We start from the raw sequence: 12,118 nt of genomic DNA on the forward strand, positions 1-12,118 counted from the left end.
AATAAAAATTCAAAACATTATCATAGTTATTAATGGAAATTTAGGGCTTTGTTTGTATGGAATGAAAAGTTAAAAATTTATTTTTATTTCTTTAAAAAATGGGACTTTTAAAACCTTATTTTAAATACAAGCGAATACGATGATTTACTCAAAGATGAACAAAATACGGAGCAGTTAAAACAGAGTAATAGTATTTAGCACTAGCCAATAAAAAAGGTGGAAAAGGTGAAAAAAATAACTAGCGCTAAAATAATAGGGGCGAAATATCAATCATGCAGAGAGGAAAATGAATGGCACTCGTTTGTTTTGTTTTTACAAAACCCCTATTAGTAGCATAGGTGAAGGCAACCTAAACCACATGCGATTAGTATAGCATAAGATACAAGACGCATTCCCTTAAGGGGATAGGGGGTATTTTGAAATAATTCCCCCTGCAACCCCCAACTAAAACCCCCTAACTTGAGAAAACCGCTTTAAGGAGTTATCGCTTAACTAGCGTCAAGCTCTTTAGTATGCGATTGCAAAAATGCTCAAAAGCATTTTTATTCTGTGTCTTCTTCCCCCAAAGACTCCAAGCGTTTTTCAAGCACGCTCAATTGGTATTGCAAGAAACGCGCCACTAAATCCAAACGCTCTATCGCTTCCTCTTCTTTTAAAGCTTGCATGCCTTTAAAAAGCACTAAAGTTCTCTCTAGTAAGTTTTTTAAAAAAACCCGTTCGCTTGGAATTAGCGCTTGCTTTGGGGTTTCTGTTGCGATTTCTTCTATAATGATTTCTTGCGCGTGAATGATTTCTTGCGTGGGGTTTTCTTCTGCGATTTTTTCTTGTGTTTCTATTTTAGGGGCGGTTTTTGGCTTTGTGTTACTCATTGGGGGCGTTTCAGCGTCAGTGTTTTGCAAATGAGGGGGCGTTTTAAAAAAAGAGGGCGTTTTTTGCGCCGCATCAAAATCATCAATCGTTTTAGCCATTTTTTCAATTTCATTAAGGGTTTCTGAAATAATGTTTTTCAATTCCATTCTGCCAGCCATTTTTCTAAATTCTCAACGCTCAAACAATCCCCTTTGATAAAATTTAAATAGTGCCGCTCTAGTATTGCATCATGTTTGAAAGAAGCGAGATTGTTTTGGATTTTTTCCAATCGTTTCTTTTGTTTTAAGGCCTCTTGATGGTTGGGGGTTTTTTTTAAAATATTGGCATAAATTTGCAACGCTTCTTCAAAAAACTCTTGTTCTTCATAAATACGAGCGAGCGTGATGGTTTCTAATGGCATGATATTCTCTCAATTGTTTTACTCTACTTGGGTGCGTAAAAAACTAAACGCCGGTAAAAGCGCGGGTAGTCGCACTAGATTCACATTCCCGCTATGGATAGTTTCTAACTCGGTGTTATTTTCTAAAAGGATCTTATAAAGCACCAAATAATAGCGTTTTTCAAAGGTATAAATCTTGCCAATTTCATTGACTACGGGCGTGATAGTTGCATTTTTGGGGGCGATGATTTCATAAGCGGTGTTCGTGGTAGTGGTGAATTTGCACGCAAAAAAACGCCCGTCTTCGGTTACTTCGCCATTGACTTGAAAATCCCCTTCGCTAATGGCTGTTTGGTGGTTTTGAGTGTCTAGCCTTTCAAAAGGCCTTCGCATCAAATAGCCATCGGTAAAACCCCTGTTTTTAAGCGTGTTCAATTCGCTAGTATAAAAGTTGGGTCTAAAGGTGTTATGATAAAAATCATCAACCGCTAAACGATAGATGCGCGTGGTTTGCGCGGCATAATAACTGGACTTGGTGCGCCCTTCAATCTTAAGCGCGCTAATAGCGTTGGAACTTAAAATTTCAGCGATATGGCTAGAGAGATTCAAATCTTTAGCGTTAAAAATATGCGTGCCTACGCCCTCTTCTTCAACTAATCGCATCATCACGCCGTTATCAGGGTTTTTGACATAATATTCATAATCAAAACGGCAATCATTCGCGCAACTCCCTCTATTAGGCACGCGCCCATTCTGTAAGGCCGAAATCAAGCAACGCCCCGAAAAAGCAAAGCACATGCTCCCATGCACAAAAATTTCTAATTCTAAATCGGGCAAGGCTTTTTTAATTCCAACCGCATCATTTAGGCTTAATTCCCTAGCGCACACAATGCGTTTAACCCCTAAATCATAAAACACTTGCGCATCTAACACATTTAAAACATTCGCTTGCGTGGATAAATGGATAGGAATATGCGGGGCGATTTTTAAAGCGAGTTTGATTACACCAGGCGTAGCGATAATAAAAGCGTCCGGCTCTAGCTCTGCCATTTTAGAGATGTGTTCTTCTAAAAGTTTGAGTTGCGAATTGAAAGGGAAACCATTGATCGTGGCATAGACTTTTTTATCCAATGCATGGGCGTAGTCAATCCCTTCTTTAAAGGTCTCTAAAGTGAATTCCTTACTTGCACGATTGCGTAAAGAAAAATGGCTCACTCCCCCATAAACCGCGTCAGCCCCATAGTTAAGAGCGATTTTAAGTTTTTTTAAATTACCGGCTGGAGAGAGTAATTCCGCCACTTTTATTTGGCTCCAAAAGAAGCGATCAACGCTTCAATATCATCAGCGCTGGCTAGATCTTTATCGTCATCGCCGGTGATATAAGTCGCTGAACTCACGCGCTTAGAATCATCAATTTTGCCTTCAAAAAGCGAGTTCATGTATTGGCTGAGCGCTCGCATGACATTGACCACTCGTTCAATTTTTTGGCGGTGGATATCTTGAAATTGCATAATATCCATCGCTTGCATGGAGCTATCTGAACAATTATTGGCTTCTTCTTCAATCGTTTTTAGGGCGTTTAGGATTTCTTGTTGCTCATTGAGCGCGGTTTTAAAAGATTCAATGTTAGGGAAATGCGCATGCAAATTTTCAAAAATTTCTTGGTGTTTTTTTAGGGGCTCTTGGATTTTTTTAACCATTTTGGCGATCTTTTCAGCGCTAGCTCCGATCAAATCCAATTGATCAAAAATTTGCGTGGCTTTCACTTCAGAATCTCTTGTAACATCATCTAATTGATGCACGACTTTATGCTCTTCAGTGGGGGGAGGGGGTGGCCATTCATTGGGGCTAATCTTGCCGTATTTTTCAGCGTCTTCTTTTTTGACGGTCATTTTTTGGCTAGAGCTTTCTTTATTCTCTTTAGTGGGTTCTTCTTTAACTTCCTCTTTAGTTTCTTTTTTAGCTTCTTCTTTAGTCTCAGCCTCTAAAGCTTCTAAATTTTCCAAATCGCCCCCACTCATTAAAGCGTCTAATTCTTCTTGTGTCATTGTCGTTCCTTATGCGTTTTAAAAGCGTTTTATAGCAACCATAATTTATGAGCTGTCATTTTAGCACACTTAAGCTTTAGCGATCAAAACGCCCTCTAAAATAGCGTCAATATCGCCGTCTAAAATCGCTTCCACATTGCTATAAGCGATATTAGAGCGAGCGTCTTTGACTTGCTGGTAGGGGGCTAGGACATAGCTTCTTATTTGATGCCCCCAGCCGATCTCGCTTTTTTCTTCATTTTTGGCGCTATTTTGTTGTTTTTCTAATTCCAATTCATAAAGCTTGGATTTAAGCATTTTTAACGCGCTCGCTTTGTTTTTATGCTGGCTCCTATCGTTTTGGCATTGCACCACAATACCGGTAGGAAAATGCGTGATCCTAACCGCACTTTCTGTTTTATTGACATGCTGACCGCCTGCCCCACTAGCCCTATAATAATCATAGCGGACATCTTTTTCATCAATTTCTATATCAATATCATCATCCAATTCAGGGCTAATTTGCACGCTCGCAAAACTCGTGTGTCGCTTGGCGTTCGCATCAAAGGGTGAGATCCTAACAAGCCTATGCACCCCGCTTTCATTTTTCAAATAGCCATAAGCGTTTTCGCCTTTAATGATAAAAGCTACCCCTTTAATGCCCGCTTCTTCGCCATCTTGATAATCTAAAATCTCGCTTTTAAAGCCCCTTCTTTCTGCCCATCTCAAATACATGCGATACAAAATGCTCGCCCAATCCTGGCTTTCAGTCCCCCCCGCTCCAGGCTGAATGGTGATAATGGCGTTTGAAGCGTCGTTTTCGCCGCTCAACATGATTTCAATTTCTACCTTTTGGACGCTATGCTCTAAAACAGGAGCCTCTTCATAGAGTAAGGATAAAGTAACCTCATCGTTATCGTTTTGAGCGAGTTCAAACAATTCCACGCTTTCATCTAAAGCGTTTTTGGTTTTTTGATAGGTTTCTAGCAAGCGGTTTAAGCGCACTTTTTCTTTATTAGTATCTCTAGCTTTTAAAACATCTTGCCAAAAATTAGGGTCTTCTTGCTCTTTTTCAATGCGTTCTAATTCTTGTTTGATCTTTTCAGGCTTAATGATTAAAGCGATATTATCGCATTTGTTTTGCAAGCTTTTTAACAATTCGCTATAAGTGTAATTATCCACAAATAGAACCTTTATGAGTGGGGTTTTAAAGTGGTCATTATAGCATTGTTAAAGGCTATTTTAATTTTCAAACCTTAAAATTTCAATTTCGCCTTGAACCAATTCCACTCCCTCATCAATTAAAGCGATAGAATCCACTTGTGCAAGGGCTTGGATCGCTCCTGATTCATAGCGGTTGTTGTTGTAAGGAATGAATTGGTGGTTTGAATAATGGCCTAAGATTAGATGCGTGCGTTTGTTTTTAAGCTTTAAAGGGGCGTTGATTTGAGCCTTAAAGGGCTTTAATTCAAAGTTTTTATTCAAGGATAATCGCTCCAATAAAGGCAGAATCAAAACTCGTAAAACGACTAAGCAACTTAAAGGGTTACCCGGTAATCCTATAACCATGCTTTGATTGAGTTGGGCTAAAGTTACCGGTTTTCCAGGTTTGAGATTGACTTTTTCATAATAAAAAAGGGCGTTTTTTTCTTTCAAAACCTCTTTAAAAAAATCTTTATCCCCTACACTCACTCCCGCGCTTGAAAGGATAATGTCATAGTCTTGCAATTCAAATATTTTAAGTTGTAAATCTTTATCGTCTTTTAAAACCCCTAGAAAATGCGTGTTATAGTTTTTAAGCATGTTAAAAACACCCACTGAATTCACATCATAAACTTGGCATTCTAGGGCGTTTTGCCCTAAAGGCACTAATTCATCGCCGCTGCTAAAGAGAGCGATTTTTAATTTCCTAAACGCTTTGATTTCTTTTAACCCTTGAGAGGCAATGAGCGCGATATGCCCATAATTCAAACGGGTGTTTTTAGGGACTAAGACGCTGTTTAAAGAAGCGTTTTCGCCCTTTTGACGGATATTAGCATGAATTTTAAAATCTTTAGGGGCTAGGGCGAAATCCTTATGGCTTTCTAGCATGCATTCTATAGGGACAATCGTTTCTACCCCTTTTGGCACCATCGCTCCAGTCATGATTTTAACGCATTCATTTTCTTTAATTTCTAAAGCGCTCGCATCATCTCCGGCAAAGATTTGCTGAACGATTTGAGTTTTTTTACCTAAATCTTGCATTTTAAACCCATAGCCATCCATAGCACTTTGATTGAATTTAGGCAAGGCGTGAGCACAAAGAATATCCTCTGCTAGAATGCGCCCTGCGCTTTCAAACAAGGAAATAACCTCTGTTTCTAAGGGTTTTAGGGGAATGCTAGAATGGATTTTTAGAGCTTCTTTAAAACTAATCATATTTATCCTTTAAAAGATTTTACTAATCGCGCTAAACGCTGAACTGATTTCATCTTTAAAACGCCCCATGATAGCTGAAGCGATTAAAATAATGCCCACAAACCCGATCGCAATTTTAACTGGGAAACCAATAGCGAGCAGGTTGAATTGAGGGTGTGTTTTCATGATCATGCCAAAAATAATATCGCTCAATAGCACCAAGCACAAAATAGGGAACGCCATAGAAAACCCTATGACAAACAAGTGCGAAAAGGCTTTGACAATGTTTTTAGCTAATGCCGGCTCAAAGACAAATTGCCCTAAAGGGACGGCTTTTAAGCTGTGATCCACAAACAAAATGATTTGATGATGGAAAGATAAATCTAGTAAAATCAAAATCGCTAACAATAAAAGGGCTTGCCCCACAATGGGTTTTTGCGATCCTGAAATGGGATCATACGCGCTCGCCATGGTAAGCCCCATAGAAAAGCTGATGCTATCGGTTGCAAACACTAAACTCGCAAAGACGATTTGCAAAAAGATAGACGCGCACACCCCTAAAAACAGCTCGCATAAGCATGCAATGATGAAACCCTCAGGCGTGTAAGTGGCGTTTGAAAACTCTAAAGTGGGGTAAAAAATCGCGCTCACATACAAGCTCAAAGCCCCACGCACCGATAAAGGCACTAAATGGTTTTCAAAAAAAGGGAAAAAAGACAGCACCCCACTAACCCTTAAAAATAATAAGAAAAAATCCCTGACATGCGGGGTGCTAAGCTCTTGAATAAAATCTAGCATTCTTTTTCTTTAAGGATGAAAAAGTAGTGCGTGAGCATGAGGGTTTGCAACAAGGTGGCAAAAAAATTAAAAAAAGGGATTAGAGAAAAAAGATAGCAAAAAAATGCAAAACGATAATGCTTCAAGCGGTGTTGTCGTTGGAGTTTTTGATAACTTTGATGATTAAAAATTGCACTGGCTATATCCAAACTCATGGTGTTTTTAAAAAAGAGGAAATGCGGGATTATAGAAAAAAAGATCCCTATAAAAGGAATGAAATAAAAGGGCGTTAAAACCGCTAATAATAAAAGCATAAAAAGGAGCGATTTTAAAAAATATTTAACAGAAAAAAGGATAGAGCCAAATTCTTCTAAAACCACATGGGAATAGTATTTTTGGTGCAAATAAGAGATTACTAAAGGGGTGTAAAAAATAGACGCAAAAATATTGATGATTAAACTCAAAAGAATCACGATCCAAAAAACAAGAAAATACACTAACGCTTTAAAAACCCATGCAAACGCGCCAGAAAAAAAGCCTTGAGCATGGGCATAATCATTCAAAGATTGCGGCAATAAGGTTTGGCAATAACTCACAATACTCTCGCCGTTGTAGTAAAAAACAATTCCAAAAAACGCCAAGCTTAAAAGGACAGGGCCAAGATTGGTTAAAAGCATTCTAGTGCTTAAAAAATCTTCAAAGCTTTTTTTAAGGATAGATAAAGACAAAACCATAACCTAAAACCCTTCTTAAACTCACTTTTATAAGGGGTATTTAAGCGCAAAGTCCCTTAATCTTATCCTATAAATTAAGCTTATAAATCATGAGATTGGTTAAAAGAATAAAGAGAAGTTATTTAATAAGGTATGTAATTCATTGCAAACCACATTGATATGAAAAACAATATTGCCCAAATCCAAGGACAACAAATCGAAACAGCAATAATAATACCTATAATTTTTACTACTGCTTTATGAAATTTTGAATCTTCTTTAACATTCTTTTTCTTTCCAAAAGAATATAACTAACGCCAATAAGGACAATAGATATTATCACAATATCTGAGACAAACATTTTTTACTCACCTTTCTTACCCCTTAATGTGAGTTTTCTAAATCATAATAGCTGATTTTGTTTTAAATTTGCTATAATGTAAATTTAATTATGAAAATTAGTTTAGAGTGGAGAACACAATGAAAAAAAATATCTTAAATTTAGCGTTAGTGGGTGCGTTGAGTGCATCGTTTTTGATGGCTAAGCCAGCTCATAATGCGAACGCTACGCATAACACGAAGAAAACGACCGACGCTTCAGCAGGCGTGTTAGCGACAGTGGATGGCAGGCCCATTACCAAAAGCGATTTTGATATGATCAAGCAACGAAACCCCAATTTTGATTTTGACAAGCTTAAAGAGAAAGAAAAAGAAGCCTTGATTGAGCAGGCTATTCGCACCGCACTTGTAGAAAATGAAGCTAAGGCAGAAAAGTTGGATCAAACTCCAGAATTTAAGGCGATGATGGAAGCGGTTAAAAAACAGGCTTTAGTGGAATTTTGGGCTAAAAAACAAGCCGAAGAAGTGAAAAAAATCCAAATCCCCGAAAAAGAAATGCAAGATTTTTATAACGCTAATAAAGATCAACTTTTTGTCAAACAAGAAGCGCATGCCAGGCATATTTTAGTGAAAACCGAAGATGAGGCTAAAAGGATCATTTCTGAAATTGACAAACAGCCAAAGACTAAAAAAGAAGCCAAATTCATTGAGTTAGCCAATCGTGATACCATCGATCCTAACAGCAAAAACGCGCAAAATGGCGGTGATTTAGGGAAATTCCAAAAAAACCAAATGGCTCCGGATTTTTCTAAAGCCGCTTTCGCTTTAACTCCTGGGAATTACACTAAAACCCCTGTTAAAACGGAGTTTGGCTATCATATTATCTATTTGATTTCTAAAGATAGCCCTGTAACTTACACTTATGAGCAAGCTAAACCCACCATTAAGGGGATGTTGCAAGAAAAGCTTTTCCAAGAACGCATGAATCAAAGAATTGAGGAATTGAGGAAACACGCTAAAATTGTTATCAACAATAAATGATGAGGTGTTGTCATGCTAGTTAAAGGTAATGAAATTTTATTGAAAGCCCATAAGGAAGGTTATGGGGTAGGGGCGTTTAACTTTGTGAATTTTGAAATGCTAAACGCTATTTTTGAAGCAGGAAATGAAGAAAATTCCCCGCTTTTCATTCAAGCGAGTGAAGGGGCGATCAAATACATGGGAATTGATATGGCAGTGGGCATGGTGAAAATCATGTGCGAACGCTACCCTCACATTCCTGTAGCTTTACACCTAGATCATGGCACGACTTTTGAAAGTTGTGAAAAAGCCGTGAAAGCGGGTTTCACTTCGGTGATGATTGATGCGTCTCACCATGCTTTTGAAGAAAATTTGGAATTGACTTCTAAAGTGGTCAAAATGGCGCATAACGCTGGAGTGAGCGTAGAAGCGGAGTTAGGGCGTTTGATGGGGATTGAAGACAATATTTCAGTAGATGAAAAAGACGCCGTGTTGGTGAATCCTAAAGAAGCGGAGCAGTTTGTCAAGGAATCTCAAGTGGATTATTTAGCCCCAGCCATTGGGACAAGCCATGGAGCGTTTAAGTTTAAGGGTGAGCCAAAATTGGATTTTGAGCGTTTGCAAGAGGTTAAAAGGCTTACGAATATCCCTTTGGTTTTGCATGGAGCGAGCGCGATACCGGACAATGTGAGAAAATCTTATTTGGACGCTGGAGGCGATTTGAAAGGCTCTAAAGGCGTGCCTTTTGAATTTTTACAAGAATCCGTAAAAGGGGGGATCAATAAGGTCAATACCGACACGGATTTAAGGATCGCTTTCATTGCAGAAGTGCGTAAGGTGGCTAATGAAGATAAGAGCCAATTTGATTTGAGGAAGTTTTTCGCTCCGGCTCAATTGGCGCTTAAAAATGTGGTCAAAGAGCGCATGAAACTTTTGGGCAGTGCCAATAAAATTTAATCAACAAGGAAAGAGTGCAACATGGCAATTGGGATGAGTGAGCTTAAAAAGGGCTTAAAAATTGAATTAGGCGGTGTGCCTTATAGGATCGTAGAATACCAGCATGTCAAGCCCGGCAAGGGTGCGGCTTTTGTGCGTGCGAAAATCAAGTCGTTTTTAGATGGTAAAGTGATTGAGAAAACTTTCCATGCGGGGGATAAGTGCGAAGAGCCTAACCTTGTGGAAAAAACGATGCAATACCTTTATCATGATGGCGATACATATCAATTCATGGATATAGAGAGCTATGAGCAAATCGCTTTAAACGACTCTCAAGTGGGCGAAGCTTCTAAATGGATGTTAGATGGCATGCAAGTGCAGGTTTTGTTGCATAATGATAAGGCGATTTCAGTGGATGTGCCTCAAGTTGTGGCTTTGAAGATTGTAGAAACGGCCCCTAATTTTAAGGGCGACACTTCAAGCGCGAGCAAAAAACCAGCGACTTTAGAAACCGGTGCGGTCGTGCAAGTGCCTTTCCATGTTTTAGAGGGTGAGGTGATTAAAGTCAATACGGAAACAGAAGAGTATCTTGAAAAAGTGAAATAGTTTTTCATTGGGTATGGATAAAATACTCAAAAGCATTTTTTAAATCTGGCATGAAAGCTTGATTTTAAGCGAGCGATAACCTTTTAAAAAGCGATCTTTGGGGTTATTTAAGGGGATTGTAGGGGAGAACTCAAAATCCCCCTATTCCCTTAAGAAAATGAGTTTTTAAAACAAAGTTTAAAACGATAAAACCAGAATAACCAAAACCTTGTTTTTATTAAAAATTAAAGTTAATTGAAATTTAAATGAGGCTCTAGTTGTAACATTTAATGAGAGCGATACTCCTATCCCTTAAAAGTCCTAAATAAAGAAAATAAATTTTTTGTAATAAAATAAATCCAAAACAATAAACAAAATTTTAAAACCCCTTTTTCATCAAAACAAACCTACAACGATCGTTCTATGCTATCAGCGTTTAAAGGGGTGTTGGCTTTCAAGAATTTTGATGCTTTTTGGCCTAAAATTTCTTTATAAAATTTAGGGTGTAGACCAAGGTTGGGGCGTAAGGCTTTGATATTATCGCTAGTCAATGCCTCGCCTTTTTGAATATCCTTAACGACAAATAAAGAGCGGGCGAAAAATCTTTGCTTCTCTAAAGTCTTCGGGTTGATTTTGGGCTCTTCTTCGCCTAAAGCCAAAACGCTTTGTTGGATAGCTTTAACCATGCTTTTAAATTCGTTAAAATCCATGCTAAAAGCACTGTCTGGGGTTTGTAAGGATTTGTTTAAAATGAAATGCTTTTCTATCATGCTCGCTCCCAAAGTGGTGGCTAAAATGGGACAAAGAGAGCCGATCGTGTGATCGCTCAAGCCAAATTTGACGCCAAACTTTTCACCCAATTTAACCATGCTCAACAAATTAGCGTCTTCTAATTGGCTGGGATAAGCGCTCACGCATTTTAAAAGGGTGATGTCAAAATTATCCACTTCTTTGCATAAATTGATAGCGTCTTGCAATTCAGCATGCGTAGCGATACCGCTAGAAAGGATAACGGGCTTTTTTGTGCGAGCAGCCTTTTCAATCAAATCTAAATCAACGATTTCAAAACTAGCGATTTTATACATGGGGCAATTTAGACTCTCTAAAAGCTCTAAAGCTTGTGAGCTAAAAGGCGAGCTAAAAATGCCTAAATCAAGCTTTTTAGCCAACTCAAACAATTCCGCATGCCACTCTAGGGGGGTTGAAGCCTTTTGATACAACGCATACAAATTTTCTTTATCCCACAAAGTGCCTTGAATGATGAAAGGATCTTCTTTGGAATCTAAAGTCATGCAGCTTGGCGTGTAGGTTTGGAGCTTGACAAAATCCGCGCCGCTTTCCTTAATGGCATGAAGGCTTTCTTTAGCGAGGTTTAAATCTTGGTTATGATTAGCGCTCAATTCAGCGACAATTTTAGGGCGTTGCAACATTTTTATTTTTCCTTAATCAAAACTTCTTTTTCTAAGCGATAGACTTGAGAGCAAGTGAAAGCCAAATGTTCATCATGCGTGGCCAAAACTAACGCCCCCTCTTCTTCTGTAATGTAATTTTGCAGCATGCTAATGACTTGATTAGCGCTAGTGGTGTCTAAATTCCCAGTGGGTTCATCAGCGATAATGATTTGGGGTTTTTTAGAAAGCACTCTGGCGACGCTCAAGCGTTGTTGCTGGCCGCCGCTCAATTCGCCCACGCCTTGATTTAGGGTGTGGGCTATGCCTAATTTTTCTAAGATGGAATGATCTATTTCTTGCTTGGCGATGATTGAAGCGACTTGCAAGTTTTCTAAAGCGCTAAAACCCTTGAAAAGATAATGCGCTTGAAAGACGATGCCCACTTTTAAGCGCCGTAATTCCAAAAGCTTTTTGGGATTTAAAGCGTAAATATCCTGGTGTTCTAACAAACTAATCGTCCCGCTATTTGGTTTTAGCATGGTGGCTAAATGGCTTAAAAGCGTGCTTTTCCCGCTCCCGCTCACGCCTAAAATCGCTAGGCTTTCTTTGGGTTTAATGTGTAAATTCACGCCACTATAAAGGGGCTTTTCAAAGGCATGAGAAATATTAACGGCTTTAATCATG

13 protein-coding genes are annotated in these 12,118 nt (G+C 38.7%); 3 read left to right on the forward strand and 10 right to left on the reverse strand.

The annotated features are described in order from the left end of the window. Positions 1-542: 542 nt before the first annotated feature. The 8 genes from AA977_RS00800 to AA977_RS00835 form a co-directional block, all read right to left on the reverse strand. Positions 543-1,016, reverse strand: coding sequence for a CiaD-like domain-containing protein (locus AA977_RS00800; protein WP_064434203.1), 474 nt, complete (start codon positions 1,014-1,016; stop codon positions 543-545). Continuing rightward, entirely contained in the window at positions 1,007-1,270 is a 264-nt protein-coding gene (locus AA977_RS00805) for a tetratricopeptide repeat protein (RefSeq protein ID WP_001127824.1), read from the reverse strand. Before AA977_RS00805 ends, AA977_RS00800 begins: the two co-directional genes overlap by 10 nt. Before the next feature lie 18 nt (positions 1,271-1,288). Further along, entirely contained in the window at positions 1,289-2,554 is a 1,266-nt protein-coding gene (locus AA977_RS00810) for a peptidase U32 family protein (RefSeq protein ID WP_154811902.1), read from the reverse strand. Continuing rightward, the gene (gene cheZ / locus AA977_RS00815) at positions 2,551-3,297 is read right to left on the reverse strand and encodes a protein phosphatase CheZ (protein ID WP_064434205.1); all 747 of its coding nucleotides are present in this window, start codon (positions 3,295-3,297) and stop codon (positions 2,551-2,553) included. The genes AA977_RS00810 and cheZ overlap by 4 nt, the downstream gene beginning before the upstream one ends. Positions 3,298-3,366: 69 nt before the next feature. After that, a complete protein-coding gene (gene prfB, locus AA977_RS00820; protein ID WP_033744830.1) occupies positions 3,367-4,458 on the reverse strand; it encodes a peptide chain release factor 2 in 1,092 nt (363 codons plus the stop codon). Positions 4,459-4,518: 60 nt separating this feature from the next. Beyond that, positions 4,519-5,694 carry a molybdopterin molybdotransferase MoeA gene (locus AA977_RS00825; protein WP_064434206.1) on the reverse strand — a complete coding sequence of 392 codons (1,176 nt, stop codon included), beginning with the start codon at positions 5,692-5,694 and terminating at the stop codon, positions 4,519-4,521. Between the two features lie 9 nt (positions 5,695-5,703). Next, a complete protein-coding gene (fliR, locus tag AA977_RS00830; RefSeq protein ID WP_064434207.1) occupies positions 5,704-6,471 on the reverse strand; it encodes a flagellar biosynthetic protein FliR in 768 nt (255 codons plus the stop codon). Beyond that, positions 6,465-7,184: an EI24 domain-containing protein gene (locus AA977_RS00835; protein ID WP_064434208.1), complete on the reverse strand. Its 720-nt coding sequence runs from the start codon at positions 7,182-7,184 to the stop codon at positions 6,465-6,467. The genes fliR and AA977_RS00835 overlap by 7 nt, the downstream gene beginning before the upstream one ends. 459 nt (positions 7,185-7,643) lie before the next feature. Here AA977_RS00835 and cbf2 point away from each other — a divergent pair, with 459 nt between their 5' ends. The 3 genes from cbf2 to efp are packed head-to-tail and all read left to right on the forward strand — an operon-like array spanning position 7,644 to position 10,064. Further along, entirely contained in the window at positions 7,644-8,543 is a 900-nt protein-coding gene (gene cbf2, locus AA977_RS00840; protein WP_064434209.1) for a peptidylprolyl isomerase CBF2, read from the forward strand. Positions 8,544-8,555: 12 nt separating this feature from the next. Next, positions 8,556-9,479: a class II fructose-bisphosphate aldolase gene (locus AA977_RS00845; RefSeq protein WP_064434210.1), complete on the forward strand. Its 924-nt coding sequence runs from the start codon at positions 8,556-8,558 to the stop codon at positions 9,477-9,479. 21 nt (positions 9,480-9,500) lie between these two features. Next, on the forward strand, positions 9,501-10,064 hold the full coding sequence (efp, locus tag AA977_RS00850; RefSeq protein WP_000974267.1) for an elongation factor P: 564 nt from the start codon (positions 9,501-9,503) through the stop codon (positions 10,062-10,064). Positions 10,065-10,450: 386 nt separating this feature from the next. Here the strand turns inward: efp and pseI are convergent, their stop codons facing one another. Both pseI and AA977_RS00860 read right to left on the reverse strand, forming a co-directional pair. Continuing rightward, positions 10,451-11,473 carry a pseudaminic acid synthase gene (gene pseI, locus AA977_RS00855; protein ID WP_064434211.1) on the reverse strand — a complete coding sequence of 341 codons (1,023 nt, stop codon included), beginning with the start codon at positions 11,471-11,473 and terminating at the stop codon, positions 10,451-10,453. A gap of 2 nt (positions 11,474-11,475) precedes the next feature. Continuing rightward, positions 11,476-12,117, reverse strand: coding sequence for an ABC transporter ATP-binding protein (locus AA977_RS00860; protein WP_033601776.1), 642 nt, complete (start codon positions 12,115-12,117; stop codon positions 11,476-11,478). Position 12,118 lies beyond the last annotated feature (1 nt).

The organism is Helicobacter pylori (genome assembly GCF_001653455.1).
Lineage (GTDB): Bacteria > Campylobacterota > Campylobacteria > Campylobacterales > Helicobacteraceae > Helicobacter > Helicobacter pylori_A.